At 64.3% G+C, this 26,343-nt stretch carries 24 protein-coding genes and 1 pseudogene; 14 read left to right on the forward strand and 11 right to left on the reverse strand.

The window, feature by feature from the left end; all coding sequences use genetic code 11:
* Positions 1 to 2: 2 nt before the first annotated feature.
* The 5 genes from OTERR_RS06765 to OTERR_RS06785 all read left to right on the forward strand — a co-directional run bounded on the left by OTERR_RS06765 (position 3) and on the right by OTERR_RS06785 (position 3,058).
* Positions 3 to 644: a hypothetical protein gene (locus OTERR_RS06765; protein ID WP_149425239.1), complete on the forward strand. Its 642-nt coding sequence runs from the start codon at positions 3 to 5 to the stop codon at positions 642 to 644.
* Positions 645 to 715: 71 nt separating this feature from the next.
* Positions 716 to 1,681 (forward strand): WD40 repeat domain-containing protein, encoded by a 966-nt coding sequence (locus tag OTERR_RS06770; RefSeq protein WP_149425240.1) that lies wholly within the window; start codon positions 716 to 718, stop codon positions 1,679 to 1,681.
* Between the two features lie 96 nt (positions 1,682 to 1,777).
* Positions 1,778 to 2,035, forward strand: a complete 258-nt coding sequence (locus OTERR_RS06775) for an HP1 family phage holin (protein WP_149425241.1) — start codon at positions 1,778 to 1,780, stop codon at positions 2,033 to 2,035.
* Between the two features lie 25 nt (positions 2,036 to 2,060).
* A complete protein-coding gene (locus OTERR_RS06780) occupies positions 2,061 to 2,564 on the forward strand; it encodes a glycoside hydrolase family protein (protein WP_149425242.1) in 504 nt (167 codons plus the stop codon).
* Positions 2,561 to 3,058 (forward strand): hypothetical protein, encoded by a 498-nt coding sequence (locus OTERR_RS06785; protein WP_149425243.1) that lies wholly within the window; start codon positions 2,561 to 2,563, stop codon positions 3,056 to 3,058. The genes OTERR_RS06780 and OTERR_RS06785 overlap by 4 nt, the downstream gene beginning before the upstream one ends.
* Here the strand turns inward: OTERR_RS06785 and OTERR_RS06790 are convergent.
* Positions 3,048 to 3,716 (reverse strand): SOS response-associated peptidase, encoded by a 669-nt coding sequence (locus OTERR_RS06790; RefSeq protein ID WP_149425244.1) that lies wholly within the window; start codon positions 3,714 to 3,716, stop codon positions 3,048 to 3,050. The genes OTERR_RS06785 and OTERR_RS06790 overlap by 11 nt on opposite strands.
* Before the next feature lie 61 nt (positions 3,717 to 3,777).
* Here OTERR_RS06790 and OTERR_RS06795 point away from each other — a divergent pair, with 61 nt between their 5' ends.
* The 3 genes from OTERR_RS06795 (at position 3,778) to OTERR_RS06805 (ending at position 6,600) form a co-directional block, all read left to right on the forward strand.
* Entirely contained in the window at positions 3,778 to 4,266 is a 489-nt protein-coding gene (locus OTERR_RS06795) for a LexA family protein (RefSeq protein ID WP_149425245.1), read from the forward strand.
* Between the two features lie 3 nt (positions 4,267 to 4,269).
* Positions 4,270 to 5,562, forward strand: a complete 1,293-nt coding sequence (locus OTERR_RS06800) for a Y-family DNA polymerase (protein ID WP_149425246.1) — start codon at positions 4,270 to 4,272, stop codon at positions 5,560 to 5,562.
* Positions 5,563 to 6,237: 675 nt separating this feature from the next.
* Positions 6,238 to 6,600 carry a hypothetical protein gene (locus OTERR_RS06805; protein ID WP_149425247.1) on the forward strand — a complete coding sequence of 121 codons (363 nt, stop codon included), beginning with the start codon at positions 6,238 to 6,240 and terminating at the stop codon, positions 6,598 to 6,600.
* A 117-nt stretch (positions 6,601 to 6,717) separates the two neighbouring features.
* On the opposite strand, the gene OTERR_RS06810 is transcribed toward OTERR_RS06805, so the two are convergent.
* From OTERR_RS06810 to dapC, 6 genes are all read right to left on the reverse strand, one after another.
* Positions 6,718 to 9,063, reverse strand: a complete 2,346-nt coding sequence (locus OTERR_RS06810) for a fatty acid cis/trans isomerase (protein ID WP_149425248.1) — start codon at positions 9,061 to 9,063, stop codon at positions 6,718 to 6,720.
* Between the two features lie 139 nt (positions 9,064 to 9,202).
* Positions 9,203 to 10,114, reverse strand: a complete 912-nt coding sequence (gene prmB / locus OTERR_RS06815) for a 50S ribosomal protein L3 N(5)-glutamine methyltransferase (protein WP_149425249.1) — start codon at positions 10,112 to 10,114, stop codon at positions 9,203 to 9,205.
* The gene (gene dapE, locus OTERR_RS06820; RefSeq protein ID WP_149425250.1) at positions 10,107 to 11,282 is read right to left on the reverse strand and encodes a succinyl-diaminopimelate desuccinylase; all 1,176 of its coding nucleotides are present in this window, start codon (positions 11,280 to 11,282) and stop codon (positions 10,107 to 10,109) included. Before dapE ends, prmB begins: the two co-directional genes overlap by 8 nt.
* Positions 11,283 to 11,368: 86 nt before the next feature.
* The gene (locus tag OTERR_RS06825; RefSeq protein ID WP_054620572.1) at positions 11,369 to 12,535 is read right to left on the reverse strand and encodes a PilT/PilU family type 4a pilus ATPase; all 1,167 of its coding nucleotides are present in this window, start codon (positions 12,533 to 12,535) and stop codon (positions 11,369 to 11,371) included.
* Positions 12,536 to 12,633: 98 nt separating this feature from the next.
* Positions 12,634 to 13,455 carry a 2,3,4,5-tetrahydropyridine-2,6-dicarboxylate N-succinyltransferase gene (dapD, locus tag OTERR_RS06830; RefSeq protein ID WP_149425251.1) on the reverse strand — a complete coding sequence of 274 codons (822 nt, stop codon included), beginning with the start codon at positions 13,453 to 13,455 and terminating at the stop codon, positions 12,634 to 12,636.
* Positions 13,456 to 13,552: 97 nt separating this feature from the next.
* Positions 13,553 to 14,752: a succinyldiaminopimelate transaminase gene (gene dapC / locus OTERR_RS06835; RefSeq protein ID WP_149425252.1), complete on the reverse strand. Its 1,200-nt coding sequence runs from the start codon at positions 14,750 to 14,752 to the stop codon at positions 13,553 to 13,555.
* A 248-nt stretch (positions 14,753 to 15,000) separates the two neighbouring features.
* Between dapC and OTERR_RS06840 the strand changes: the two genes are divergently transcribed.
* From OTERR_RS06840 to ftsB, 5 genes and pseudogenes are all read left to right on the forward strand, one after another.
* Positions 15,001 to 16,638, forward strand: coding sequence for a CTP synthase (locus tag OTERR_RS06840; RefSeq protein WP_149425253.1), 1,638 nt, complete (start codon positions 15,001 to 15,003; stop codon positions 16,636 to 16,638).
* Between the two features lie 36 nt (positions 16,639 to 16,674).
* Positions 16,675 to 17,526, forward strand: coding sequence for a 3-deoxy-8-phosphooctulonate synthase (gene kdsA / locus OTERR_RS06845; protein ID WP_149425254.1), 852 nt, complete (start codon positions 16,675 to 16,677; stop codon positions 17,524 to 17,526).
* A 1-nt stretch (position 17,527) separates the two neighbouring features.
* On the forward strand, positions 17,528 to 17,818 hold the full coding sequence (locus tag OTERR_RS06850) for a DUF1330 domain-containing protein (protein ID WP_054620576.1): 291 nt from the start codon (positions 17,528 to 17,530) through the stop codon (positions 17,816 to 17,818).
* A gap of 45 nt (positions 17,819 to 17,863) precedes the next feature.
* The gene (eno, locus tag OTERR_RS06855; protein WP_054620577.1) at positions 17,864 to 19,147 is read left to right on the forward strand and encodes a phosphopyruvate hydratase; all 1,284 of its coding nucleotides are present in this window, start codon (positions 17,864 to 17,866) and stop codon (positions 19,145 to 19,147) included.
* Between the two features lie 84 nt (positions 19,148 to 19,231).
* A pseudogene (gene ftsB, locus OTERR_RS06860) lies at positions 19,232 to 19,501 on the forward strand (cell division protein FtsB); the annotation flags it as partial.
* A gap of 127 nt (positions 19,502 to 19,628) precedes the next feature.
* Here ftsB and OTERR_RS06865 read toward each other — a convergent pair.
* Positions 19,629 to 20,387 carry an SIMPL domain-containing protein gene (locus tag OTERR_RS06865; RefSeq protein ID WP_149425256.1) on the reverse strand — a complete coding sequence of 253 codons (759 nt, stop codon included), beginning with the start codon at positions 20,385 to 20,387 and terminating at the stop codon, positions 19,629 to 19,631.
* Between the two features lie 210 nt (positions 20,388 to 20,597).
* On the opposite strand from OTERR_RS06865, the gene OTERR_RS06870 reads away from it, so the two are divergent.
* Positions 20,598 to 21,119, forward strand: a complete 522-nt coding sequence (locus OTERR_RS06870; RefSeq protein ID WP_054620579.1) for an FKBP-type peptidyl-prolyl cis-trans isomerase — start codon at positions 20,598 to 20,600, stop codon at positions 21,117 to 21,119.
* Between the two features lie 168 nt (positions 21,120 to 21,287).
* Here the strand turns inward: OTERR_RS06870 and OTERR_RS06875 are convergent, their stop codons facing one another.
* The 3 genes from OTERR_RS06875 to mutS all read right to left on the reverse strand — a co-directional run bounded on the left by OTERR_RS06875 (position 21,288) and on the right by mutS (position 26,230).
* On the reverse strand, positions 21,288 to 22,505 hold the full coding sequence (locus OTERR_RS06875; protein ID WP_149425257.1) for an ABC transporter substrate-binding protein: 1,218 nt from the start codon (positions 22,503 to 22,505) through the stop codon (positions 21,288 to 21,290).
* 102 nt (positions 22,506 to 22,607) lie between these two features.
* Positions 22,608 to 23,603, reverse strand: coding sequence for a metallophosphoesterase family protein (locus OTERR_RS06880; RefSeq protein ID WP_149425258.1), 996 nt, complete (start codon positions 23,601 to 23,603; stop codon positions 22,608 to 22,610).
* Positions 23,600 to 26,230, reverse strand: a complete 2,631-nt coding sequence (gene mutS / locus OTERR_RS06885) for a DNA mismatch repair protein MutS (RefSeq protein ID WP_425466033.1) — start codon at positions 26,228 to 26,230, stop codon at positions 23,600 to 23,602. The genes OTERR_RS06880 and mutS overlap by 4 nt, the downstream gene beginning before the upstream one ends.
* Positions 26,231 to 26,343: the final 113 nt, after the last annotated feature.

The following is a 26,343-nucleotide window of genomic DNA, read 5'->3' on the forward strand; positions in this document are numbered from 1 at the left end:
CCATGCGCCGTCGTCCACTTGTCGTCGTCGGTGGAGCGGTCGGAGAACTTCCGATTGGCGACACGCTGTCGAACACCAACGTCCCTGTTTACGACGCTGCGGGCACGCTACACCTGCTCCTGCTGACCTCGGACGGGAAGGTGCCGTTCATCATCGCTGACGGTACGACACACAGCGACGTGCCTTTGGTGGAGGGTGATTCGAGCCCGGGTCTTGGCGACCTCGCATACCAGATGGCGAACGCCGTCTCCATCACTGGAGGCACCGTCGGCGGCAAGGACGTGACGGCGCTCGTCGATACGTCGACCGCGCAGACGCTCAGCAACAAGAGCATCCGGCAGTCGATCAACGCGCAGACCGGCACGACCTTCACCCCGGCGCTCTCCGACGCCGGCAAGCTCGTCACCCTGAACAACGCCGCTGCGATCGCGCTCACCATCCCGCCGAACAGCAGCGTTGCTTTCGGCGTTGGGGACTCCGTGGACTTCGCCCAGATCGGAGCAGGGCAGGTGACCGTGTCGCCCGGCTCTGGAGTGACGCTCATCGCCACGCCCGGCCTGAAGTTCCGTGCTCAAGGCTCGGCGGCAACGGCAGTGAAGATCGCCACCGACACGTGGCTCCTGGTCGGAGACCTGTCGGCATGAGGCGGGTAGGCTTCTTCGGCGGGGCGGTGGTCGGACCACCCGGGCTACCCGAGTCGTATCTGGCCGTCAGCATGGTCTCCTCGGAAGACGTGCCTTCTATCGGCATCTACAGGCGTGATGGTGATGCGCTGATCAGATTGAGTGGGCCAATACCGGCGCCAACACTAGAGCCGAAAGGGCTCGCCTTCTCACCCGACGGAACGCACCTCGCTGTCGGCCTGGGCACTGGTTCAGCGGCCGCCAGCTTTGCTGTCTACGACCGCGTCGGAGATACGTTCACAAAGACGGCACAGAACCTATCCGGTTATACCACCGACCCAATAGCCTATTCTCCGGACGGCTCGCACTTGCTGCTTGGTGGCGCCACGAAGGGCAGCATGCCGGTGCTCAAACGGTCCGGCGCAACCTATAGCGCGCTCAGTGCGATTGCGTTTCCCGAGAGTACAGCCAGTTTTAGGGCGGCGGCGTACACGGCGAACGGTAGTCTTCTCATCGTCGCCACGCTCACCAGCAGGGAAGTACCAGATGGAGGCCAGCTGCACGTATATACACGCTCGGGCGATGCGTATGCCCGGGCGAGCACGATCACACTGCCAGGGACGTACTCACCACGAGCTGTGGCCGTCGCCCCCAATGGCGTACATGTGGCTGTCGCTTCCGACGACACGGTACGAATCTACAAGCTCTCGGGCACTACGCTGACCCTTTTAACGTCGCTCACGTCGTGGCCGTCAGGTGTCGCGTTCTCGCCAGACAGCGGCTATTTGGCAGTTGGGACGTATCCCAACATCTCGTTATTCAAGCGTAGCGGGGACACATTCACGTCGCTGCCGGCGCCATCGGCCGGAGCCACGAACATGGTCTTCTCAGGCGACGGAAACTACCTGTCGTTCCTGACAGTGAGCGATTCCGGCACAACCTCGGTAACCACGTGCAAGCGTGTCGGTGACACGTTCACGATCTTGCCACCTCCTGCTGTTCAGCCGGAGCCTTATGTCTGGGGGTTGGCCGGGTATCCGCTCGCGCTATACGGGTAGCTCCATGCCCTTTAAACCCCCCCTGTAGGGGTCGCGCCACTCGCGCCGGATCAGCAAAGTCCGTTCCTGGAATATCGAAACCCAGGAGCCCCTTCGATGGAAGGAAAAATGCCGACGACAGTGAGTTATTCCGGCGCGGCGGCGTCGATTCTGTCGTCTTTGACGCTCACGGAGTGGGGGATCGTTGTTGGCATCATCACTGCCATCGCGACCTTCGCGTTCAACATTTACTACCAGATGCGCCGGGATAGCCGGGAGCAGGCCCAGTTCGAGGAAAGCATGCAACGCCTCAAGGGCGGCCGGCGGCCGGACGCCTGCTTTGAATGCGCTGGGGGCGAAGATGAACGGGGGTAGCCCAGGGGGCGGGAAGCTAGCCCGCATGCTGATCCTGGGCCTTTCGCTGTCTGCGGCTGGCCTGGTGGCCACCGTCTCCAACGAGGGGTACACCGATACCGCGGTGATCCCGGTCAAGGGCGATGTCCCGACAAATGGGTTCGGCTCTACACGACGGGAGGATGGATCCCCGGTGCAGCTCGGTGATCGAACCACACCGCCCAGGGCAATCAGGCGGGCCATGCGCGACATGCGGGAGTTCGAGGGCTCCTTGAAGAAGTGCATGGGCGACGTTGAATTGTTCCAGCACGAGTACGACGCCTACGTTGACCTGGCCTACAACGTCGGCGGCGCGGCCGTCTGCAAGTCGAGCATCCCACGCAAGCTCCAGGCGGAACAGTACGAGGCCGCTTGCCGCACCATCCTGGATTTCAGGAAAGCTCAGGGGCGGGATTGCTCTCTGCCCGAAAACCGCCGGATTTGCGGTGGCATCTGGACGCGCCGCCAGGAAATGGCCCATCTGTGCCTGACCGGGGAGTACCCATCGTGAGCTACAGAATACTGGCAGCTTTGGTGGCAGGCCTTAGCCTCACTGTCGCCGGATATATCTTTGGCCTACATGTTGCCTCCGGTGAGCAGGCCAAACGAGATTTGGCCGCATCGGAAGCGCAACGCCAGCAGGCAGTTGCCTATGCAGGCGAAATCCTACGTCGTCAGGCCACGGCCGATGGCCTGGCGGCAGATCTTGAGTCTGCCCGTTCCGCCCAGGCATCGAACAACCGCATCATCTATCGGGACGTGATCCGCTATGAAACCCTTACCCCTGCTGCTGCTCGTGTCGTGCTTGATGGCCGGTGGCGCCTGCTCCACGACGCCGCTGCCACCGGCACCCCCACCGACGCCGCCGGCTTGGCTACTGGTGCCGCCGACCCCGTTGAAGACGCTTCCGCCATCGAAGTCGTCAGCGACAACTACGAAGCCTGCCGAGGGTGGCGAGCAGCCCTGATTGGGTGGCAGGAGTGGTGGGAAATGTTCAAGCGATAGCCGGGGTAAGCAGATCTGGACCTTGATTCCGCACATTCCCAACATCTTTTCCAACCGGGTATTTCGCTATCCAATCTGCAGGGCAGGGCACAAGAAGCTGGTGAACAAGGTCCTGCTCCGTCTCTCCTGACAGCCATAGTCCATAGTCCTCTGGCGCCAGAATAACGGGCATTCGCTCATGGATATCGGTCATGGCGGTGTTCGCCTCGGTCGTGACAATGGTAAAAGTATCCAGCGGGTCGGCATCTGGAAGCGTCCAGCGCTCCCAAAGCCCGGCAAAGCCGATCAGTTCGGTACTGGCTGGGTGGACGTAGTAGGGCTGCTTTTCTTTTCCCTCAGTCTTCCACTCATAGAACCCGCTAGCTGGGACGATGCAGCGACGCCGCTTATATGCGCTTCGAAAGCTCGGCTTCTCGGCCAGGGTTTCGCTCCTGGCATTGATCAGCTTAGGGGCTATCGATGTGTCCTTCGCCCAGGACGGCACAAGACCCCAGCGGAGAAAGTGGGCAACACGCTCACCGGTTGGACGCTGCCGTACTACCAGGGAAGGCTGCATCGGGGCGATGTTGTAGCGTGGCGTAACCTCTGGGCACTCGCTCAACTCAAACGCGCTGACCAACGTTTGCCGGTCGGCGTGAAGGGCGTACCGTCCGCACATTTTTGCTCGTCCTCTCTGAGTGCTGTATAAAATTACAGTGTCTCGGATGTTTGGATGTGCCATGACTGTACTCTCCCTGCCGGTTGGCCAGTGCGCCACCAGGCTCGGCGGCCCGGAGGATTCGCCCGGAGTGCTGCTGCCAGCCCTCGATCCCCCCACCTGCTTTATTCCCCTCGGGGCTGTTAAGGTCTCCGCCGGATTTCCGTCGCCGGCGGCGGACTACGAAGAAGACCGCCTCGACATCAATGATTACCTGGTGCGCAGCCCCATCAGCACCTTCTTTTTCCCTGTGCAGGGCGACTCGATGGAGGGGGCCGAGATCTTCGACGGCGACATCCTGGTGGTGGACAAGGCGGTTGCACCGCGGCACGGCCACATAGTCGTGGCCTTTGTGAATGGAGAACGCCTGGTCAAACGGCTCCACAATCGCCACGGCCAAGTTGCCCTGATCGCTGAGAATCCGGCCTACCCGCCCCTGGTGATCCAGGATGGGGCGGAGCTGGTGGTCTGGGGCGTGGTAGTCGGCAAGTTCAAGCGCTTCGCGGTCTGAGCTATGTCGACCTTCGCCCTGGTGGACGTGAACAACTTCTACGCCTCATGCGAGAAGGTGTTCGACCCGGCCCTGGCCAGCAAGCCGGTGGTGGTGCTCTCGAATAACGACGGTTGCGTGGTGGCCAGGAGCGCCGAGGCCAAGGCCATGGGGGTGCCCATGGGGGTGCCCTGGTTCAAGATCCGAGCCACATTCGAGCGTGCCGGCGGCGTGGCCATGTCCAGCAATTACGCCCTCTACGCCGACATGAGCAACCGGGTCATGACCCTGCTCGGCAATATGGCCCCGGGTCAAGAGATCTACTCCATCGACGAGAGCTTCCTTGATCTGACCGGGCTCCCCAATCCGGTGGCCATCGGCCGCAAGATACGGCACGAGGTGCTGCGGCATACCGGCCTGGTTGTCTGCGTCGGAATTGGGCCATCCAAGACTTTGGCTAAGCTGGCCAACCACGTGGCGAAGAAGGCCGTGCACGATCGGAGTGGGGTTTGCGACTTGGGGGCCATGACGCAGGCGGATCTGGAGGGGCTGCTGCGGCACATCGACGTGGGCGAGGTCTGGGGGGTCGGACGCCGGCACACTGAATCCCTGGCTAGGTACGGCATTCGCACGGCCTGGGATCTGCGCCAAGCCGATCCGGAAACTTTGCGCCGTCGATTCTCGGTGGTAATGGAGCGCACCGTCCGTGAGTTGCGAGGCACCTCCTGCTTGCAGCTGGAGGAGGTCGTTCCGGCAAAGCAGCAGATCATTTCATCCCGATCATTCGGCGCACCGGTGCGAAGAATGGGGGATCTGCAGGAAGCCGTCAGCCTTTACGTGAGCCGGGCCGCTGTGAAACTGCGGCGTCAGGCATCCCTAGCAACGGTTGTTCAAGTCTTCATCATGACGAACCGGTTCAAGTCAGAAGTGCCCCAGTATTCCGGCGCCCTGGCTGTACCACTCACCGAGCCCACGGACGACACCCTGCGGCTGCTCCGGGCCGCACGATATGGGTTGCAGCGGATCTATCGGCCAGGGTTTGAGTACGTGAAAGCTGGAGTTTCTGTGTTCGGTTTGGTGTCCAGCACAGGATGGCAGCCGGGTTTGTTCGAAGCTCCTGGACGAGCGGTGGAGCGTGGCCGGCGGATCGCGCTAATGGCCGCAATGGATCAGGTCAACGCGAAGTGGGGGAGGGGGACACTTGGGCCGGGAGTTGTTGGGCTACAGGAAAGCAGGGTGTGGTCAATGAAACGCGGGAAGATGTCGTTACGCTACACAACCCAGTGGGACGAGTTACCGCTGGTTTTGGCGAAGTAATGGACCCGAAAATAGGTGGTGAGCGTTCTACAAAACGCACTGGCGGCAAGCAACCATGCGGGATACGAGCGAGGAAGGATCGGGCGTTAGTAGATTTGGAATCGGCGCAAGGTGCTGAATCGCAAAGAAACTGCTAAGGATTGTGATTCCAGGTGTCACCGGTTCGATCCCGGTATGTCGCCCCAAAATAAATCCCGCATAATCGCAAGGTTATGCGGGATTTTTCTTTTGTGTTTTGAATCGCTTGATTCGGTCAGGCTGTTTTCCCTCCCTTTACGAGCGTTCAGTGCGATACAAGGCCAGCTTCACGCTGGCCTTGCCTGTTTTGGTATGATAAATCCCTGTCTTGCCCTTGAGAATTTCTCTTGCTCGCTTGGGTGAAGCGTATGCCGAGAGAGGCTCAAAGTTGCAGTTTTACGGTCATTCGTAATTGCTGGCAATTTTTTCCCCGAAATTAATAAATTCCATACCGCATTCCCGGCTTTTGGTGAGTCACCGTATTGTGTTTTTATCCAAGACCAATCCGGGGCTTTCAAGCATGCCTAAGCCTTGTCCCCAACTCGCAAGGGGCTCTGAGGGCGTGTGGGGCATCCGTTGAGACAATCAAGGGGGTAAAGTTTTCTGTGTGGGTTGGGGGAGCTCCTGGAGCGACTCGCTCACATCCCCGTTTGCATCATGACTTTCGAGGCCATCGCGACCGTCGGAAAGCTGCTTGCACCAGACCCGCTCGTGCAACTTCCATCCAGTGACCACTTTGCGCATCACCCAAATCTGATCACCCCGGCGGCTGAGGTTGGCAACCGCGCTGCTAGGTGTCCATTCTCCATCTTCGACATGGACGTGCAGGGGATCAGCTTCCGTTTGCTTGAACTGGTGGAGAAAAACCTGATCGATCACCCCGTGTTGCATCGTGATCATGGAAATTCCGTAGAAGCCCATGGCAAGCCTCCTTGCGCCAAACGCAACAAGCTTCTCTCTTATCCTAGCCTGCCTGCCAGGGAGCACCAGGCGGGCTGCGGGCTTAGTGGTGTGTGGTGATGGCTTAGGAGGGAGGGGGCTGCTTGCGATACGGGGAAGCACTGGGCGCGCCATGCTAGGCCTCATGGGGCTAAAAGGAACCATGGGGCGTCTCGTAATGCGCGCCTGAGCTACGGGTCAGCGATTTTCCAGACGGTTGTAGTCGAGCAATCCCCCTTCGATGGGCGCGCTGCGGATCACTTCGGTGTGGAGCGCGTCGCTGACACTCCAAAAATCCGAGCGGCTGCGCCGTACGCCAAAACGGTCGACCAGGGCTTGGTAGCCGTCATCGGAGCTAAGTTCGGCCACGGCTGCGGTGAAAGCGGGGAGATCCCCCTGGCGAACCCGGTAGATCGCGTTGGGGTAGGCACCAATCAGGCCGGGCAAGACATCCAGGCTGTGCTCTTCGGGAACGATGGTCTTGCTCTCCAGAAGCAACTGGGAGACGTTGAGGTGGCCAGTGTTGCGCACCAGGGTCAGGTAGTGCGCGTGCCCTGCAGGATCGTCGACACGCAGGAAAGCGAGTTCCGGCACCCAGGTCAGGGACTTGCCTTTCAATCCTTGCAGTTTGGCGAGGGCAGGCTGCAGTTTGGGATCGGCCACCCAGGCCGGGTCGGGGTTGCGTGGCAGCACGGCGGCCAGGCGGTGGCCGAGTTGCGTGAACAACTCGCCTTGAGGATCTGCGCCGGTCAAGGGTACGCCGGATTCACCGTCGAAGTAGGCGTGGCGACCATAGACGTAATCCTTGGTATCGTCGGAGACGCCGCGGTACCAGTAATCGCGGATGGGCAGACGACTTTCCTTGGGCAGCAGGATGAGGAAGTTGAATTCTCCTTCCATGCGTAGAAAGTCCATGTACAGACGGGTATTGAGCTGATGGCCGATATTGCCGAACACGTCGTAGCCGGCGACCAGCAGATAGTGGATGCGTTCGAGCAGAGGGTAGGTCAATACCCAAGCCGTCTTGGGTCTTTCGCCCACCAGGCCCTTAAGGACCGTGGCGCTGTCGAAATGTCGGTAAACGGTGAGTGCGGCATTCGGGTTGCTGCCATCGCCGTCCCAGACCGTGCTCAGGGTGAGTTTATTTGGGGAGTCGATCCGCTGGGCGAGATAGCGTGACTTGGCTTCCAAGTAGTCGACCTGTTGGCGCGAGTATTTGAACCAGGGGCCAAGCACCGGTGCATTGCTTTTTAACTCGGCCGGCATGCTCAGATTGCGGCTTTCACGCTGCAGGAATTCGGTGTCGCTTTCCTTGAAGGCCTCCGGGTCCATAAAAAATACCCAGAAGTGATCTTCGATCACGTTCAGTGCAGTCTGGCCGCGGCATACCGGTCCCTTGATGAAACCCATGATGGTGAACTCCGCTTCGTCGAGCATGAAGCGATAGCGGGCTTCTACCGGTAGGGCCTGGAAGGTGAGAAAGGGGTTGGCGGCGGTTTCCGCAGAATAGGAGGGGAGTTCCTCGACTGGATAGTCCGGGGTGAGGAAGAGCTGCCGCCAGCGCGCCATACGCGCCTTGTTGAGGGCGTAGGGCATGTGCGACTTGATCGAGATGCTCTCCTGCTCCACGGCCAGCCGGTAATACACCCGTTCAAGGCCAGGGTCGTCGAAGGGGCGGCGTGTGGTCAGCGGCCGCAGCGGTGTTCCCGGTGGCGTGGCGGAGCGCACCAGGCGGAAGAAGCGGTGCTGGGGATCATCGTCGAAATAGAGGTGACCGAGGAACAGGTGTTCGTACACGTAGCGGCTAACCAAGCGTTCCTTGAGCGAGTCGCCATTGAGGAATTGCTCCCAGGCGGTCACTTGCTGCTGTACCGAAGCACTCAGGGGCTCGCTGTCCTCGTGGGGGGCGCCCAGCTGTAGCCAGTGCTCCAGGGTGGCGGTTTCGCCCGCGCTCAGGCCGGGCAGGCCGAAGGGCATACCCCACAGGGGATGGTCGCGCTCGAAGCGATCGAATTCCTCGATACGCGGGCACTGCTGCTCCCGGTCCAGGGAAAAATCGAAGGTGTCCGGCAGTACGGTGTTTTCCGGCAAAGGGTGGCGCTGCTTGAGACGCAGCATGCGCGCCAGGGGGCTGGCGGCCAGTTCAGCGGCCGGTGTTCCCGGGCGCTCGTTGAGCACCGGATAGAAGCCCTTCTCTCGCCATTCCGACGGCTTGTCGGCGTCGAGGAACAAGCGGGTGGGGGGGGCTTCGAGCAGCCGGGTGCCGTCATAGACCTGGGCCTTGGAGGCGCCCCGGGCGATACCCTCCCAGGCGCTCAGTTTGAGTTGGCAGGGTCCGTCGTAGCAGGCGTGACAGACGACGCAGCGGTTGTCGAGGATCGGCTTGATGTCGCGCCGGTACGAGATCGGCCCCTGGCCGGGCAGGGCATGGTCGAAACGGTCCGGCTGTTCCGGGCCGTAGACCTGGTCCAGGTTGTGGCGGGCCAGGGTCATGCAGCCGGCAAGCAGGGCTGCGGCGAGCAGCAGGGCGGAGGATTTCTTCATCGGCCGGTCGGTCGGGTAATGCCGAATGGTACGTCAGGCCGCCGGAATTGCCGCAGGTTCCGGCGCAGAAAACGAAGCGGCCGGCCCAGGGGGCCGGCCGAAGGGACGAGCAGCGGGAATTCCGGCGCGGCGCCGGGAATCAGTTGCCCGGCAGGTCGGCGGCGGGGAGCAGGAAGACGAACTCGTTGCCGCTTTCGGTTTCCAGCCAGGTGAACGGGGTGTCCGGGTAGGCCGCTTCCAGGTCGTCCCGATTGTGGCCGATTTCCACCACCAGGAGGCCGTTTTCCGTGAGGAAGCGGGGTGCCTCGCGCAGGATGGTATGCACCAGGTCGAGGCCGTCCTCGCCACCGGCCAGGGCCATTTCCGGCTCGCGCCGGTATTCCTCCGGCAGGGTGGCCATGGAGGGGGCGTTCACATAGGGTGGATTGGACAGAATCAGGTCGTAGCGCTTTTGCGGCAGGGCCTGGTAGAGGTCGGAGTGGTACAGGGTGACCGTGTCTTCCAGGCCGTAGTCGGCCACGTTGAGGCGGGCCACCTCCAGTGCATCGGTGGACAGGTCCACCGCATCGACCTTGGCATTGGGGAAGACGTGGGCGGCGACGATAGCCAGACAGCCGGAGCCGGTGCACAGCTCCAGCACGTTCCCGATGGCTTCCGGATCGTCGATCCAGGGAGCCAGGTCGCCGTCGAGCATCAGCTCGCCGATGAAGGAACGGGGCACGATCACCCGTTCGTCCACGCGGAAGCGGTAGGGGCCGAGGAAGGCTTCCCCGGTGAGGTAGGCGGCGGGCACCCGTTCTTCGACCCGGCGGCGCAGCATGGCCAGCACCGCTTCCCGCTCGGCCTGGGTTAGGCGGGCATCGAGAAAGGCGTCGATGCGCTCCAGGGGCAGGTGCAGGGCGTGGTGTACCAGGTAGGCGGCTTCATCCCAGGCGTTGTCGCTGCCGTGACCGTAGAACAGGCCGGCCTCTTCGAAGCGGGTCACGGCAAAGCGCAGCAGGTCGCGCACGGTGCGCAGCTGGGCGCGGGCGTCGTCGTAGTGGTCAATCATGGGCAAGGAGCTTTTCGAGCATGGAGCGGTAGATGGCGGCCAGTTGGGGCAGGGCGGCCAGGTCGATGTGTTCGTCGATCTTGTGGCTGGTGGCGTTCACCGGGCCCACTTCCACCACCTGGGGGCAGATCGGGGCGATGAAGCGGCCGTCGGAGGTGCCGCCGGTGGTGGACACCTCGGTGTCGATGCCGGTGACCTCGCGGATGGCGCTCACCGCCGCGTCCACCAGGGGGCCGCGGCCGGTGAGGAAGGGCTTGGCGCCCAGGGTCCAGTCCAGGTCGTAGTCGGCGGGGGCCAGGCCGTGCCTGGCGAGCACGGCCACCAGCCGCGCTTGCAGCCCTTCCGGGGTGCTGGCGGTAGAGAAGCGGAAGTTGAACTTCACCTCCACGGTGCCCGGGATCACGTTGGTGGCGCCGGTGCCGCCGTGGATGTTGGAAATCTGCCAGGTGGTGGGGGGGAAGTACTCGTTGCCCGCATCCCATTCCACCCCGGCCAGCTCGGCCAGGGCCGGGGCCACCATGTGCACCGGGTTCTTGGCCAGGTGCGGGTAGGCGATGTGGCCCTGGATGCCCTTGACGGTGAGCTTGCCGGAAAGGGAGCCGCGCCGGCCGTTTTTGATCATGTCGCCCAGGGTGCCGACCGAGGTGGGCTCGCCAATGATGCAGCAGTCGAGCTGCTCGCCACGCTGGGTGAGGGCCTCGACCACGGCCACGGTGCCGTCGGTGGCGTCGCCCTCTTCATCGGAGGTGAGCAGGAAGGCGATGGAGCCCGGGTGGTCGGGGTGGGCGGCGACGAATTGCTCCACGGCGACGACGAAGGCGGCCAGGGACGACTTCATGTCGGCGGTGCCCCGGGCGTAGAGCTTGCCGTCGCGGCGGCTGGGGGAAAAGGGCGGGGTGGTCCAGCGCTCCACCGGGCCGGTGGGCACCACGTCGGTGTGGCCGGCCAGCACCACCAGGGGCCGGGCGGTGCCGCGCCGGGCCCACAGGTTGCGGGTGTTGCCCCGGTTGATGAATTCGATGGCAAAGCCCAGGGGCGCCAGGCGCGCGGCGATCAGGTCCATGCAGCCGGCGTCGTCCGGAGTGACCGAGGGCCGGGCGAACAGGGCTTCCGCCAACAGGGTGGTCGGATCGTCGGGGTTGAGGGGTAGGGGGCTGGAAGTGCTCATGGATAAAGGCTCTTAAAGCAGCACCCCTGGCGATCGGCCAGGGGTGCGGAGTTTCAGAGGGGGCTGCTGGAGATCCGCGCCAGTCCTCATTCTTCGGACAGGGTAATCTTGAATTCCTGGAATGAGGGAATCGACTGGGTAAGGTCGGTGACCACCGGCGCCGGGTCGGTGGCGTCGGCCTGGGCCGGCACGCCCAGGTCCGAGTTGTTGATCAGCCAGGACAGGTTGGTGGGCGAGTCGGCGTTGGCCAGGGCCTCGTCCAGGGTGATGGTGTTCTCGCGGTAGAGGCGGAACAGATCCTGTTCGAAGGTCTGGGAACCGGGGGCCAGGCTTTGCTCCATGGCCTCCTTGATGCCGTTGATCTCGCCGCGCTCGATCAACTCCTGAATGTGGCGGGTGTTGAGCAGGATTTCCACCGCCGGGAAGCGTTTACCGTCGGGCTTCTTCACCAGGCGCTGGGACACGATCGCCTTGAGGGTTACCGACAGATCCAGGTACAGGGCCGTGCGGTTTTCCAAGGGGAAGAAGTTGATGATGCGGTTGAGCGCGTGGTAGCTGTTGTTGGCGTGCAGGGTGGCCAGGCACAGGTGGCCGGTCTGGGCGTAGGACAGGGCCGCCTGCATGGTCGTCTTGTCGCGGATTTCGCCGATCAGGATGCAGTCCGGCGCCTGGCGCATGGCGTTCTTCAGGGCCGCATCCCAGTCGGCGGTGTCCATGCCGATCTCGCGCTGGTTGACGATCGACTTCTTGTGCTTGAAGAGGAATTCGATCGGGTCTTCCACCGTCAGGATGTGGCCGGAGCGGTGGGTGTTGCGGTAGTCCAGCATCGAGGCGATGGTGGTGGACTTGCCCGAACCGGTGGAGCCGACGATCAGGATCAGGCCGCGCTTGGCCATGATCAGCTCCGAGAGCACCGGGGGCAGGCCCAGCTGGTCCAGGGGCGGGATGTTGCCCTGGATGTAGCGGATCACCACCGAGATCGAGCCGCGCTGACGGAACAGGTTGATACGGAAGTTGCCGACACCGGGAATGCCGATCGAGAGGTTCATCTCGTGGTTCTGGGCGAAGCTGCGCGCCTGGTCGGCGCTCATCAGCTCGGCGGCGATGCGCTCGATGGTGGCCGGATCCATGGTCTGCTGATTGACCGGGACCGTGTTGCCCTGGATCTTGATATGGATCGGCGCACCGGCGGAAATGTACACGTCCGAGGCCTGTTTTTCGGCCATCAGCTGGAACAGCTTGTCGAGGATCATGCGGGGCTCCGCCGGGAGGTCGGGTGGGGAGGATATAGGAGGGGGCTGCAAGGGGCTACGCACCCCGGGCCGCCGTAGCGGCCCGGGGCAGGGCGGAATTAGTCGCCGCGCAGCAGGTCGTTGATGCTGGTCTTGGCCCGGGTCTGGGCGTCCACCTTCTTGACGATCACGGCGCAGTACAGGCTGTAGGAGCCGTCCTTGGAGGGCAGGTTGCCGGACACCACCACCGAACCCGGGGGCACGCGGCCGTACATGATCTCGCCGGTTTCCCGGTCGTAGATCTTGGTGGACTGGCCGATGTAGACGCCCATGGAGATCACCGAACCTTCGCCGACGATGACGCCTTCGACCACTTCGGAACGGGCGCCGATGAAGCAGTTGTCCTCGATGATGGTCGGGTTGGCCTGCAGGGGTTCCAGCACGCCGCCGATGCCGACGCCGCCGGAGAGGTGCACGTTCTTGCCGATCTGGGCGCAGGAGCCGACGGTGGCCCAGGTATCCACCATGGTGCCTTCATCCACGTAGGCGCCGATGTTCACGTAGGAGGGCATCAGCACCACGTTCTTGGCCAGGAAGGAACCGCGCCGGGCGGTGGCCGGCGGCACCACGCGGAAGCCGCCCTGCTGGAAGCGGTGGGTGTCGTAGCTGGCGAACTTGGTCGGCACCTTGTCGAAGAAGCGCAGGTCGCCGGCTTCTTGCACCTTGTTGTCTTCCAGGCGGAAGGACAGCAGCACGGCCTTCTTGATCCACTGGTGGGTGACCCAGTCGCCGTCGATCTTCTCGGCCACGCGCAGCTTGCCGGAGTCGAGTTGCTCGATCACGGCGGCGACGGCTTCGCCGATCTTCGCCGGGGCGGTGCCGGGTTGCAGGCTGGCACGGTTTTCCCAGGCGTCTTCGATGATGTTTTGGTAATCCTGCATGGTGTGCTCTCTGAAAAGGGGGGGGTAAAACGGATTGAGGGGACTGTGAAAAATGCCGGCCAACCGTACGACGGTCGGTGCCGGCGTTTGGAATTAGTTACTGGCTGAGGCTGCTGGCGAACTGGCGGATGCGTTCTGCCGCCTCCAGGCACTGTTCCAGCGGCGCCACCAGGGCGATGCGGACAAAGTTCGCGCCCGGATTGACCCCGCCCGATTCCCGGGCCAGGAAGCTGCCGGGCAGCACCACCACATTATATTCAGCATAAAGACGACGGGCGAAATCCGTGTCGGCAATGGGCGTGCGGGCCCAGAGGTAGAAGCCGGCATCGGGCAAGGCGGTATCGAGGACTTCGGCCACCAGGGGGGTCACCGCGTCGAACTTGGCTCGGTACAGGCTGCGGTTCTCGGCCACGTGGGCCTCGTCCTCCCAGGCCACCACCGAGGCGGCTTGCACCGCCGGTCCCATGGCGCTGCCGTGGTAGGTGCGGTAGAGCAGGTAGTTCTTCATCACCTCGGCATTGCCCGCGACAAAACCGGAGCGCATACCCGGCACGTTGGAGCGCTTGGACAGGCTGGAGAAGACCACCAGCCGGGCGAAGTCGCTGCGGCCCAGCTGCTGCGCGGCGGTCAGGGCGCCCAGGGGCGGTACGCCTTCGTCGAAGTAGATTTCCGAATAGCACTCGTCGGCGGCGATGACGAAATCGTAGCGATCGGCGTAGTCGAATAGGCGCTTCCAGTCGGCCAGGGATAGCACCTTGCCCGTGGGGTTGCCCGGGGAGCAGATGTAGAGCAGCTGAACACGCTTCCATTCGTCTTCGGACAGGGCGTCCAGATCGAAGGTGAAGCCGTTTGCCGGCAGGGTGTTGAGAAAGCGCGGTTCGGCACCGGCCAGGTAGGCCGCCCCTTCGTAGATTTGGTAGAAGGGGTTGGGGCAGACCACCAGGGGCGTATAGCCCCGGGTCGGGTCGATCACCGTCTGGGCGAAGGAGAAGAGGGCTTCCCGGGAACCGTTCACCGGCAGGATTTGGGTCTCCGGGTTGAGGTCCACGCCGAAGCGGCGCTCGATCCAGGCGGCGATGGAACGGCGCAGGGGCGGGTTGCCTTGGGTCGAGGGATAGTTGGCCAGTCCGCCCAGATTGGCGGTGAGGGCTTCCTTGATGAATCCCGGCGTCGGGTGCTGGGGCTCGCCGATGGACAGCTTGATTTCCCGCAGGCTCGGGTTGGGGGTTACCCCCGCAAACAACTGGCGCAGCTTTTCAAAGGGGTAGGGGTGCAGCTTGGCGAGATGGGGATTCACGGTGAAAGCCTTCAATGATTCCGGGGGCGCCGCCAAGAGAGTCTGCCCGGTTTGGGGCAAGGTGGGCGGCGGTTGGGCAGAAACGCGCCATTATACGAGAGCTGGAGAGCGCTGGACGGCGGCGACGGTCCCCGCAGCATGGCCCGCCGGGGTGGGGGCGTACTGTGGCGGCGGGGCATGGGCACGGGAAAATTGAGGAAGTGGGCCCTTTTCGGCTATCATTCCTTTTTCCCGCAGCACGTTCTCCCATGACCAAGTACGTCTTCGTTACCGGCGGTGTCGTGTCCTCTCTGGGCAAAGGCATCGCTGCCGCCTCGCTGGGGGCGATCCTCGAATCCCGAGGCATCACCGTCACCCATCTCAAGCTCGATCCCTACATCAACGTCGATCCCGGCACCATGAGCCCTTTCCAGCACGGAGAGGTGTTCGTCACCGAGGATGGCGCCGAAACCGACCTGGATCTCGGCCATTACGAGCGCTTCACCAGCGCCAAGATGAGCAAGCGCAACAACTTCACCACCGGTCAGATCTACGAATCGGTGATCAAGAAGGAGCGGCGCGGCGAGTATCTGGGCAAGACCGTTCAGGTCATCCCCCACATCACCGACGAGATCAAGGCTTCGGTCAAGCGCGGCGCCGAAGGCGCCGAGGTGGCCATCGTCGAAGTCGGCGGCACCGTGGGCGACATCGAATCCCTGCCGTTCCTCGAAGCTATTCGCCAGATGGGTATCGAGGAAGGCCGCAACAACACCTGTTTCATGCATCTCACCCTGCTGCCGTACATCGCTACGGCGGGTGAGCTGAAGACCAAGCCGACCCAGCACTCGGTCAAGGAACTGCGCGAGATCGGCATCCAGCCAGATGTGCTGCTGTGCCGTGCCGACCGGGAAATCCCCGAGGACGAGCGGCGCAAGATCGCCCTGTTCTGCAACGTCATGCCCGAAGCCGTGATCGAGGTGCTCGACGCCGATTCGATCTACAAGATTCCGGCCATGCTGCACGGTCAGATGCTCGACCAGATCGTCTGCCACAAGCTCGACATCCTGGCCCGTCCTGCCGACCTGTCGGTGTGGGACCGCCTGGTTGAGGCCATGGAGCATCCCGAGCACGAAGTGGACGTTGCCTTCGTCGGCAAGTACGTGGATCTGACCGAGTCCTACAAGTCCCTGATCGAGGCCTTGAAGCACGCTGGCATGCACAATCGTGCCCAGGTCAATATCCACTACCTGGATTCCGAGGATATCGAGAAGGACGGCGTCGGCGTGCTCAAGGGCATGGACGCCATTCTGGTTCCCGGCGGCTTCGGCAAGCGCGGTACCGAGGGCAAGATCGCGGCGATCCGCTATGCTCGCGAGAACAAGATTCCCTACCTGGGCATCTGCCTGGGCATGCAGCTCGCCGTGGTCGAATTTGCCCGCGATGTGGCCGGCATGGCCGGTGCCCACTCCACCGAGTTCGACAAGGCCTCCCCGTACCCGGTGATCGGCCTGATCACCGAGTGGCAGGACCGCTCCGGCAAGGTGGAAAAGCGCAGCGAGGATTCTGACCTGGGCGGCACCATGCGCCTGGGGGGGCAACTCTGCCATCTCAAGGAAGGCAGCTTGGCGCGCAAGATCTACGGCAAGGCCGACGTGACCGAGCGCCATCGCCACCGCTACGAAGTTAACAACACCCTGCTCGCCGAGCTCGAAGCCAAGGGCCTGGTGGTTTCCGGCCGGGCGCCGGGCACCGACCTGTGCGAGATGGTGGAACTGCCCACCGACCAGCACCCCTGGTTCGTCGGCTGCCAATTCCACCCCGAGTTCACCTCCAATCCCCGCCAGGGCCACCCGCTCTTCTCCGCCTACGTGCAGGCCGCCATGGCCCAACGCAAGGCGGCCAAGTAAGGTTCCGGGCAGGTTGTCCGTTTTGCGAGGTAGCGCATGAAACTCTGTGGCGTTGAAGTCGGCCTCGACAAGCCGCTGTTCGTCATCGCCGGGCCGTGCACGGCCGAGTCCCTCGAGCTGTGCGTCGAGGTGGCAGGCACGATGAAGGCTCTGTGTGATCGTCTCGGCATCCACTACATCTTCAAGGCTTCCTACGACAAGGCCAACCGCAGCTCCGGCAAGTCCCCCCGGGGGCCCGGGCTGCAGGGTGGCCTGAAGATGCTCGACGAGGTGCGCCGCCAGGTCGGTGTGCCGATCCTCACCGATGTGCATACCGAGGGCGAAGTGCCCGAGGTGGCGGCGGTGGTGGATGTGCTGCAGACCCCTGCCTTTCTGTGCCGGCAGACCGATTTCATCCACGCCGTGGCCGCCTCAGGCAAACCGGTGAACATCAAGAAGGGCCAGTTCCTGGCCCCCGCGGACATGAAACAGGTAGTGCTCAAGGCCAAGGAAGCCAATGGCGGTGCCGACACCATCATGGTCTGCGAGCGTGGCGCTTCCTTCGGCTACAACAACTTGGTGTCGGACATGCGCAGCCTGGCGATCATGCGCGATACCGGCTGTCCGGTGGTATTCGACGCTACCCACAGCGTCCAGCTTCCCGGTGGCCAGGGCACCAGTTCCGGCGGTCAGCGCGAGTTCGTGCCGGTGCTGGCCCGGGCGGCGGTGGCGGCCGGTGTGGCCGGGGTGTTCATGGAAACCCATCCCTGCCCGGAAAAGGCCTTCTCCGACGGCCCCAACGCCTGGCCCCTGGACCGGGCCGAGTCCCTGCTCACCACCCTGGCGGCTATCGACCGCCTGGTGAAGGCTGGCCCCTTCGACGAAACCGCTCTGTTGCAAGGACGCTGAGATGGCCGCCTACCTGATGGCCGAAGCCAAGGTCACCGATCCGGACGCCTACGAGACCTACAAGCGCCTGGCCCAGGTGGCCATCGCCCAGTACGGTGGGCGTTACCTGGTGCGTGGCGGTGCCGTGGATGTGCTCGAAGGGCATTGGACGCCACCCCAGCGCCTGGTGGTGGTGGAGTTCCCCTCCGTGGAACAGGCCAAACGGTTTTACGATTCCCCCGAATACCGGGCGGCGCGGGAGGCGAGAGCCACCGCCGCCGACATGAACATGCTGGTGGTGGCGGGCATCTGATGCCGGCTTCCATCGCCACGTTTTTATCTTGAGAAAGGGAGTGCAATGAGCGCTGTTGTTGATGTCGTCGCCCGCGAGATTCTCGATTCCCGCGGCAACCCCACCGTTGAAGCCGATGTGCTGCTTGAATCCGGCGTGATGGGCCGCGCTGCGGTGCCGTCCGGCGCCTCTACCGGTTCCCGCGAAGCCATTGAACTGCGTGATGGCGACGCCGCCCGTTACCTGGGCAAGGGCGTGCTGCGCGCCGTGGAGAACGTCAACACCGAGATCTCCGAAGCCATCATCGGTCTGGACGCCCAGGAGCAGGCCTTCATCGACAAGACCCTGATCGACCTGGACGGCACCGAGAACAAGTCCCGCCTGGGCGCCAACGCCATGCTGGCCGTGTCCATGGCTGTGGCCCGCGCCGCTGCCGAGGAATCCGGCCTGCCCCTGTACCGCTACTTCGGCGGCATGGGCCCGATGCAGATGCCGGTGCCGATGATGAACATCATCAACGGTGGCGCTCACGCCAACAACAGCCTGGACATTCAGGAATTCATGATCATGCCCGTGGGCATGGGGTCCTTCCGTGAAGCCCTGCGCTGCGGCGCCGAAGTCTTTCACGCCTTGAAGAAGCTGCTCGATAAGAAGGGCTTCTCCACCGCCGTGGGCGACGAGGGCGGTTTCGCCCCCAACCTGGGCAGCCACGCCGAAGCCATCCAGTTGTGCATGCAGGCCATCGAGAACGCCGGCTATACCCCGGGCCAGGACGTGCTGATCGCCTTGGATTGCGCTGCTTCCGAGTTCTACAAGGACGGCAAGTACCACCTGGCCGGTGAAGGCCTGCAACTGACCTCCGCCCAGTTCGTGGACTACCTGGCCAACCTGGCCGACCAATTCCCCATCGTCTCCATCGAAGACGGCATGGCCGAAGGTGACTGGGACGGCTGGAAGCTGCTCACCGAAAAACTGGGTGGCAAGGTTCAGATCGTCGGCGACGACCTGTTCGTCACCAACACCAAGATCCTCAAGGAAGGCATTCAGAAGGGCATCGCCAACTCGATCCTGATCAAGATCAATCAGATCGGTACCCTGACTGAGACCTTCGCTGCCATCGAAATGGCCAAGCGCGCCGGCTACACCGCCGTCATCTCGCACCGCTCCGGCGAAACCGAGGACAGCACCATCGCCGACATCGCCGTGGGCCTCAACGCCGGCCAGATCAAGACCGGCTCCCTGTCCCGCTCCGACCGCATGGCCAAGTACAACCAACTGCTGCGCATCGAGGAAGATCTGGGCGACACCGCGACCTACCCGGGCCGCGAGACGTTCTACAACCTCAAGTAAGCGGTTGCCGGCATGAGAGAAAGAGCGCGAGGATTGAACGGTCCTCGCGCTCTTTTTTGAGCGCCGATACCCCGACCTCATTCCATGCGCTGGCTTTCCGTCGCTCTTCTCTTTGTCCTCGCCCTGCTCCAGTACCCCCTGTGGCTGGGCAAGGGCGGTTGGCTGCGCGTCTGGGACGTGGACCGGCAACTCGAACAGCAGCGCGAGGCCAATGCCCAGCTTGAGGCGCGCAATGCCGGCCTGGATGCGGAAGTCCGCGACCTCAAGCAGGGATTTGACGCCATTGAGGAACGGGCCCGCTTCGAGTTGGGGATGATCCGCAACGACGAGGTGTTCGTGCAGGTTCCGGAGCGTGGCGAGACCGCCGCGGCGCCTGCACCGCCTGCCGAGGCGCCACCCCAGGCCCAGGCCAAGCCCAGCGCAAAAAAAGCCGGACGATAGTCCGGCTTTTTTCTTGGCTCTTGGGCTGAGGTCGTCGTGCTTACTTGTCGAGTTCGATCTGTCCCGACACCGTCACCGTCACCTGGCTCTGCCCTGCCTCGACCGGCATCGGTGCCGCCGCGGCATCGGCCATCATCGGCGCGGCCATGCGGTACATCGGCCCCGGTGCGCGGCTATGGCTGCTCACCGACAATTGCTTGATCTTGTAAGGCTGGCCCAGGGTCGCGGAGATGCGCTTGGCGCGCTCCTTGAAGGCGGCGATGGCTTCTTCCGTCGCGGCATCCTCGGCCTTGGCTCGGGTTGCCGGCGAGGGGGCGAAACTGAGGGAGCCGAGACCCAGATCGGCGGCCTGAAGCTTGCCGAGCAGTTCGGACAGCACCGTCGGATCGGCCGATTCCAGCTGGAGTTCGGAACGCACCCGCCAGCCTTCGACCTTGCCGTTCTTGCCATAGGTCGGGTAGGTCTGAGTGCCACTGCTTTGCACCTGCACGCCGTTGGCGGCCTTGGCCAGGCGAAGGGCCTCGCCCAGCTTGCTGTTGACCTGCTTGCCCGGCTCGCCCGGAGTCGCGCCGCTGGCCTCGGTAAACACCGTGGCTCGAGCCAGGTCGTTGGGAGCGGTGCGGGTCGCTTCCGCTGACAGTTCTACCGTGGTGTCGGCCCATGCGGCCGCATTGGCACCCAGCAGGGCGCTGCCGGCGAGGAGGAGGGGCAGCAGCGCAGTGCGGCGCGGGCGAACGGCGGGCTGGGATGTGCCGCCGCGCTTGGTGGCAATCTCAATCTTTTTGCTGGCAGGATTCATGGCAACTCCCGTGACAAATGAATAACCATTCTAGGCTGCGGCGGCGTTGCCCGTCTGTGGTCGCGATGTGACGATTAGTAAGGGATGCCCGCGGTGGCGGGAGCGGGGGGGCTCCGCTAGAATTCGGCTGTTCTCCCTTTTCTTTCACCGTGGCGACGGTGTGCGGCTGACCGCCGTACCGCCGCCGCGGCCAGCCATCCGGAGCCTTGCATGACCCAGACCATTCTCAAGAACACCGTCGTCACCCTGGACTACAGCGTGACCGACCCGGACGGCAATGTGGTCGATCCTGGCGAAAAGCCCATGGTTTACCTGCACGGCGGCTATGGCGACATCTTCGACAAGATCGAGGAAATCCTCCAGGGCAAGAACGTCGGCGAAACCATCAAGGTCAAGCTGCAGCCGGACGAGGCGTTCGGCGACTACGATCCGGAATTGGTCCAGGTCGAACCGCGCAACCGCTTTCCCAAGGAACTGGCGGTGGGCATGCAGTTCGAGGGCGGGGCTGAGGACGCCGACGACGACGATTTCATTCTCTACCGCGTCACCGACATCGCCGGCGACAAGGTGGTGCTCGACGGCAACCATCCCCTGGCTGGTACCGCCCTGGTGTTCACCGGCACGGTCATGGAAGTGCGGCCGGCCAGCGAAGAAGAAATCGCCCATGGCCACGTCCATGAAGAGGACGACGACGAAGACGGCATGAGCCTGACCGTCGGCAGCAGCCACTAAGGCCCTTGCATCGCCCGGGGCATGCTCCGGGTGGTGTCTGCCTGATCACGCCACCGCGTTCGCCGGTGGCGTTTTGCTTTGCGGGCAAGCTGTAGGAGGGAGTCGGTGAGCGCCCATGAGAAAGGCCGCCTCGTGGGGCGGCCTTTCTCATGGGGGTTGGCGAGGTGCTCAGCGGAGCAGGCGGCCGTCCTGGTTGAGGATGGTGATGTCCACGTAGCGGGAGCCGGCGTGGTTGGTGCCGCTGAAGCCCAGAATCAGGCCCCCAACATCGAAGTCCTTGAGGGTCTCCAGAGCGTCGCGCACTTTCTTCGGTGTCGGGTTCGGGCCGGCGCGCTTGAGGGCCTCGACCAGCACCTTGGCGCCGACGTAGCCCTCGGCCACGGTATGGTTCAGTTCGATGTCCTTGGGCGGAAAGCGCTTGAAGGCATCGGCCAGTTCCCGCGATAGGGGGGTGGTGCGGGCCAGGGGGTCGGGCACCACCTGGACCACCGACAGTCCCCGGGCGGTGGCATTGCCGATCAGCTTGGCCACCTGGGGTCCGTCGGTGACAGACAGGGCTACCAGCTGGGCCATGTTGCCGGCCGCACGCAATTGCTTCATGAACTCGGCGGAGGCGGCGGTGTTGGACACCAGGATCACCGCCTGAGGATCGGCGGCGGCGATGGTTTTCACCGCGGCGTCCACCTTGGTGGTGTTCTTCTCGTAGCTGCCCTTGGCCACCAGGCTGGCGCCTGCCGCCTTCAGGTAGGTTTCGGCTGCGGCCAGGCCGTCGTGGCCGAATGGGTCGTCCTGGTAGAACACAGCGATACGCTGGAAGCCGATGGGCACGAACTGCTCCACCACCTTCTTCACCTCGTCGGCGTAGGTCGCCCGGGTGACGAACAGCCAGGGATTGGCCGGCTTGACCAGGGCCTGGCCGCCGGAGCGCACCGTTACCAGCGGAATACCGACCTCGGCCAGCACCTTCTCCTTGAGCAGGGCTTCCCCGTTGCCGGTGCCGACCACGCCGAAGAAGGCGATGGGTTGGACTTCCTTGGCCAATTCGCGGACCACCCGCACCGTTTCCGGCGCCTTGTAACCATCGTCCCGAGAAACCAGGCGCAGCTTGGCGCCGTGCACCCCGCCGGCGGCGTTGACCGTATCGAAATAGATTTGGGCTCCGGCGCGCAGTCCGCTACCGGTGGGGGCAAGGGGGCCGGAAAAGGGGGCGGATTGGGCAATGACCAGTTCGCCGCCACCACCGGAGCTTGCCGCGGGAGCGGCGTGGGCTGCGCCGCCGGCCAGCAGACCGAACAGAGCAGCAAGCAGGATCTGGCCGGCGGAACGGAGCGGATGGGAAAGCGTAGCGGCCCGCGGCTGACGCAGGCGGAGGATGGCGCGGTACATGTATTCCCCTGAGAGAACTATATTTATGCGTAATTTTATTGCGAACCCTACAACCCGCAGGCCGATCGGCCTATGCGGGTTTTCCACAGGGTGGCCGCGGCGTTAGCGGGGCGGCCAGGCGCGGGTTTCGAAGCGGAACAGGGTCGGGCTGGCCGGGTCGATGATGCCCTTCACCCAGCCCATGATCGGGTAGCCGAAGGTTTCCACCCGGGTGAAGCGTTGCAGCGGTTCCCGAGTGATGGGGTCGCGCAGCGGATGGTCGATGCGGTTCCAGTGGGTGTCACCGTGTACCAGCACTACTGGGCCATCGAAAGCGAGGGTTTCGGCCTTGAGTTGATCGAGGAAGTCCCGATAGCCCTGGTGGGTCAGGCCACCTTCGTAGTGCTTCCAGCCCGGATTGGCCTGGATGATCACCACTACCCCCTTAGCCCCTTCCTGGCGGGCGAGGGCGAAGGATTCGCCCAGCCAGGCCCGGTTGGCGGCGCCGCGGCGCATGAACTCGGCGCTAGGCTTGGGGCCCGGGCCGTAGTTGTTGTTGCTGCCGGTGACGTTGAGGGTGATGAAACGCACCGGGCCCAGGGTCCAGCGGGCGTTTTCCTGGTACTCGGACCAGGGACCGGTGGGCTGTTCCAGAGGCAGGGTGGTGCGGCCCAGGGAGCGGCCATGGGCGAAGAACAGGCGGCGCAGGGCGGCCAGCCGTTCTTCCGGCTGGAAGTGGCCGGCCGTGGCCCGGTCGCAATCGGTCCATTCGTTGTCCCCTGGCGTGTAGAAGAGCGGCACCGGCGAGGCGTCGAGCATGGTGTGGCGCTCGCGTAGCAGGGCGTCGGAGCAGGGCTCCCGGCCGCCCTTGATGTCGCCGTCGTGGACCACGAAGGCGACGTTTTCCTCGGCAATGGCGGCGAGCATCTTGGGCAACTCGGCCCGTTCGTAGCCCGAATAAGGCACGTCGCCGATCAGGGCGAAGGTGTAGCGCTCCTGAGCGGTGGCGGGCAGGGGCGCGGTGGCCAGCAGGGCGGCCAAGACGGCGGCAAGCCGGAGGGGCAACAGGGGGCGCTTCGCTGTCCGGGCGGCCTGCTGGCGGCGGAGGAAGTGGTTCATTGTGCCAGGGCCTTCAGTTCGTACAGGGCGGCCAGGGCTTCCCGGGGCGTGAGGGCGTCCGGGTCGATGCCAGCCAGATGGGCGGCCACGGCCTTGGCCTGCAGGTCTTCGGGCGTTGCCTGAAACCCCGCGTCCCTATTGGCTTTCCAGGGGGCATCGTCAAACTCCGCGTCTGGCGCGGAGTTCGGGGCGGGGGCGGCGAACAGGTCCGGCTGGAGTGGGTCCAGGGTGGTGCGGGCTTCCAGCTCCCGCAGCTCGCGTCGGGCCGACTTGAGCACCGCCGTGGGCATGCCGGCCAGGGCGGCGACGTGGACGCCGTAGCTCTGGCTGGCCGGACCGTCCTCCACGGCGTGGAGGAAGACGATCTTCTCGCCGTGCTCCACCGCCGAGACGTGCACGTTGGCCAGCACCGGGTATTCGTGGGAGAGCCGGGTCAGCTCGAAGTAGTGGGTGGCGAACAGGGTCAGGCTGCGGTTCTTTTCCACCAGGTGGCGCAGGATGGCGATGGCGATGGCCATGCCGTCGAAGGTGGAGGTGCCGCGTCCCACCTCGTCCATCAGCACCAGGCTATGCTCGCCGGCCTGGTGCAGGATGGCGGCGGCCTCGGTCATCTCCACCATGAAGGTGGAGCGGCCCGAGGCCAGGTCGTCGGCGGCGCCGATGCGGGTGAAGATGGCATCCAGTGGCCCGAGCACGGCGCGCTTGGCCGGCACAAAGCTGCCGACGTGGGCGAGCAGGGCGATCAGGGCCGTCTGGCGCATGTAGGTGGACTTACCGCCCATGTTCGGGCCGGTGACCAGCAGCAGGCGGCGTTCCGGCGACAGGTCCACGTCGTTGGCGATGAAGGCCTCGCCCTTGGCCGAAAGCTCGCCTTCCACCACGGGGTGGCGGCCGGAATCGATCAGCAGCCCCGGGGTGTCGGCAAATTCCGGGGCGCACCAGTTGCGGTTGGCGGCGGTGTCGGCCAGGGCCGCCAGCAGGTCCAGCTCGGCCAGGGAACGGGCCAGGGCTTGCAGGCCAGGCACCGCCGGTTGCAGCGCGTCGAGCACCTGCTCGTAGAGCCATTTTTCCCGAGCCAGGGCCCGGTCCTGGGCGGACAGGGCCTTGTCCTCGAAGGCCTTCAGCTCCGGGGTGATGTAGCGTTCGGCGTTCTTCAGAGTCTGGCGGCGCCGGTAGTCGTCGGGAATCTTGGCGGTATGCGCGTGGGTGACCTCGATGTAGAAGCCGTGCACCCGGTTGTATTCGACCTTGAGGCTGGGGATGCCGGTGCGCTCCCGTTCCCGGGCCTCCAGTTCGATGAGGAAGGCGCCGCAGTTGTCGTGGATCGCCTTCAGCTCGTCCAGTTCCGGGTCGAAGCCTGGGGCGATCACCCCGCCGTCGCGGATCAGGGCCGCCGGCTCGGGCAGGATCGCCCGGGCGAGCAGTTCGGCCACGCCTTGCGGGGCGTCCAGGCCGGCGAGCAGTTCCCCCAAGTGAGGGGCGGCCGGGCCGGTGGCGCCGAGCACGGCTTGCAATTCCGGCAGCCGGTGCAGGGTGTCGCGCAGGCTGGAGAGATCCCGGGGCCGGGCGTTGCGCAGGGCCACCCGGCCGGTGATGCGCTCCACGTCGGCGATGCCCTTCAGGCGCTCACGCACCTGGTGGGCCAGGCGCAGGTTCTCGTCGAGCAGCTCGGCGATGGCCTGGTGGCGGGCCACCGGCAGGGTCCGGTCGCGCAGCGGGTGGTGCAGGGCGTGGCGCAGCCGGCGCGAGCCCATGGCGCTGACGCAGGTGTCGAGCAGGGAGAACAGGGTGGGGGAGGGTTCGCCGCGCAGGGTCTCGGTCAGTTCCAGGTTGCGCCGGGTGGCCGGGTCCAGGCCCAGGTAGGCCGATTCCCGCTCCACGATGAGGCCGCGCACATGGGGCAGGGCCCGGGCCTGGGTGGCCTGGGCGTATTGCAGCAGGGCGCCGGCGGCGGCCAGGGCGGGTTTCACCCCCTCGGCGCCGAAGCCGCTCAGGTCCTGGGTGGCGAAGTGGGCGGTGAGCAGGCGCTTGGCCGCGTCCAGGTCGAAATGCCAGTCGGGACGGCGGGTCAGGGGCACGTCCACCGCCAGGGCCAGGGTGCCGAGCTGGGCGCTGTCCGGCACCAGCACTTCGGCCGGGCGGATGCGCTCCAGCACGGTGGCGATGCGCTCCGGTGCCACGTCGGAGACACGCAGTTCGCCGCTGGCCAGGTTGAGCCAGGCCAGGCCGTGGGCACCCTTGGCCGTGGTGCCGGGCAGCCAGGCGAGCAGCAGCAGGTCGCGCTTTTCGTCGAGCAGCGCCGCGTCGGTGATGGTGCCCGGGGTGACGATGCGCGACACGGCGCGCTCCACCGGCCCCTTGCTGGTGGCCGGGTCGCCGACCTGTTCGCAGATCACCGCCGATTCGCCCAGCTTGACCAGCTTGGCCAGGTATTGCTCGACGGCGTGGTGCGGCACCCCGGCCATCTTGATCGGCATCCCCGCCGACTGGCCCCGGGTGGTGAGGGTGATGTCGAGCAGCCGGGCGGCTTTTTCGGCATCCTCGAAGAACAGTTCGTAGAAGTCACCCATGCGGTAGAACAGCAGGGTGCCCGGGTGCTGTGCCTTCAGACCCAAATACTGCTGCATCATCGGCGTGTGGGCGGGCGCCGTCGCCACGGCGGATTTCTCGTCTTTTTTATTCAATTTCAAAACGTTGCTGCCATCAGGGCAAAAGGAAGAATCAGGAGAGTCGGGAAAGG

It is taken from the genome of Oryzomicrobium terrae (assembly GCF_008274805.1).
GTDB classification, from domain to species: Bacteria; Pseudomonadota; Gammaproteobacteria; order Burkholderiales; family Rhodocyclaceae; genus Oryzomicrobium; species Oryzomicrobium terrae.

Coding starts and splice junctions, on each gene's coding strand:
- OTERR_RS06765 (WP_149425239.1), top strand. CDS start 3: ATGCGCCGTCGTCCACTTGTCGTCGTCGGTGGAGCGGTCGGAGAACTT.
- OTERR_RS06770 (WP_149425240.1), top strand. CDS start 716: ATGGTCTCCTCGGAAGACGTGCCTTCTATCGGCATCTACAGGCGTGAT.
- OTERR_RS06775 (WP_149425241.1), top strand. CDS start 1,778: ATGGAAGGAAAAATGCCGACGACAGTGAGTTATTCCGGCGCGGCGGCG.
- OTERR_RS06780 (WP_149425242.1), top strand. CDS start 2,061: ATGCTGATCCTGGGCCTTTCGCTGTCTGCGGCTGGCCTGGTGGCCACC.
- OTERR_RS06790 (WP_149425244.1), bottom strand. CDS start 3,716: ATGTGCGGACGGTACGCCCTTCACGCCGACCGGCAAACGTTGGTCAGC.
- OTERR_RS06795 (WP_149425245.1), top strand. CDS start 3,778: ATGACTGTACTCTCCCTGCCGGTTGGCCAGTGCGCCACCAGGCTCGGC.
- OTERR_RS06800 (WP_149425246.1), top strand. CDS start 4,270: ATGTCGACCTTCGCCCTGGTGGACGTGAACAACTTCTACGCCTCATGC.
- OTERR_RS06805 (WP_149425247.1), top strand. CDS start 6,238: ATGACTTTCGAGGCCATCGCGACCGTCGGAAAGCTGCTTGCACCAGAC.
- OTERR_RS06810 (WP_149425248.1), bottom strand. CDS start 9,063: ATGAAGAAATCCTCCGCCCTGCTGCTCGCCGCAGCCCTGCTTGCCGGC.
- prmB (WP_149425249.1), bottom strand. CDS start 10,114: ATGATTGACCACTACGACGACGCCCGCGCCCAGCTGCGCACCGTGCGC.
- dapE (WP_149425250.1), bottom strand. CDS start 11,282: ATGAGCACTTCCAGCCCCCTACCCCTCAACCCCGACGATCCGACCACC.
- OTERR_RS06825 (WP_054620572.1), bottom strand. CDS start 12,535: ATGATCCTCGACAAGCTGTTCCAGCTGATGGCCGAAAAACAGGCCTCG.
- dapD (WP_149425251.1), bottom strand. CDS start 13,455: ATGCAGGATTACCAAAACATCATCGAAGACGCCTGGGAAAACCGTGCC.
- OTERR_RS06840 (WP_149425253.1), top strand. CDS start 15,001: ATGACCAAGTACGTCTTCGTTACCGGCGGTGTCGTGTCCTCTCTGGGC.
- kdsA (WP_149425254.1), top strand. CDS start 16,675: ATGAAACTCTGTGGCGTTGAAGTCGGCCTCGACAAGCCGCTGTTCGTC.
- OTERR_RS06850 (WP_054620576.1), top strand. CDS start 17,528: ATGGCCGCCTACCTGATGGCCGAAGCCAAGGTCACCGATCCGGACGCC.
- eno (WP_054620577.1), top strand. CDS start 17,864: ATGAGCGCTGTTGTTGATGTCGTCGCCCGCGAGATTCTCGATTCCCGC.
- OTERR_RS06865 (WP_149425256.1), bottom strand. CDS start 20,387: ATGAATCCTGCCAGCAAAAAGATTGAGATTGCCACCAAGCGCGGCGGC.
- OTERR_RS06870 (WP_054620579.1), top strand. CDS start 20,598: ATGACCCAGACCATTCTCAAGAACACCGTCGTCACCCTGGACTACAGC.
- OTERR_RS06875 (WP_149425257.1), bottom strand. CDS start 22,505: ATGTACCGCGCCATCCTCCGCCTGCGTCAGCCGCGGGCCGCTACGCTT.
- OTERR_RS06880 (WP_149425258.1), bottom strand. CDS start 23,603: ATGAACCACTTCCTCCGCCGCCAGCAGGCCGCCCGGACAGCGAAGCGC.
- mutS (WP_425466033.1), bottom strand. CDS start 26,230: ATGCAGCAGTATTTGGGTCTGAAGGCACAGCACCCGGGCACCCTGCTG.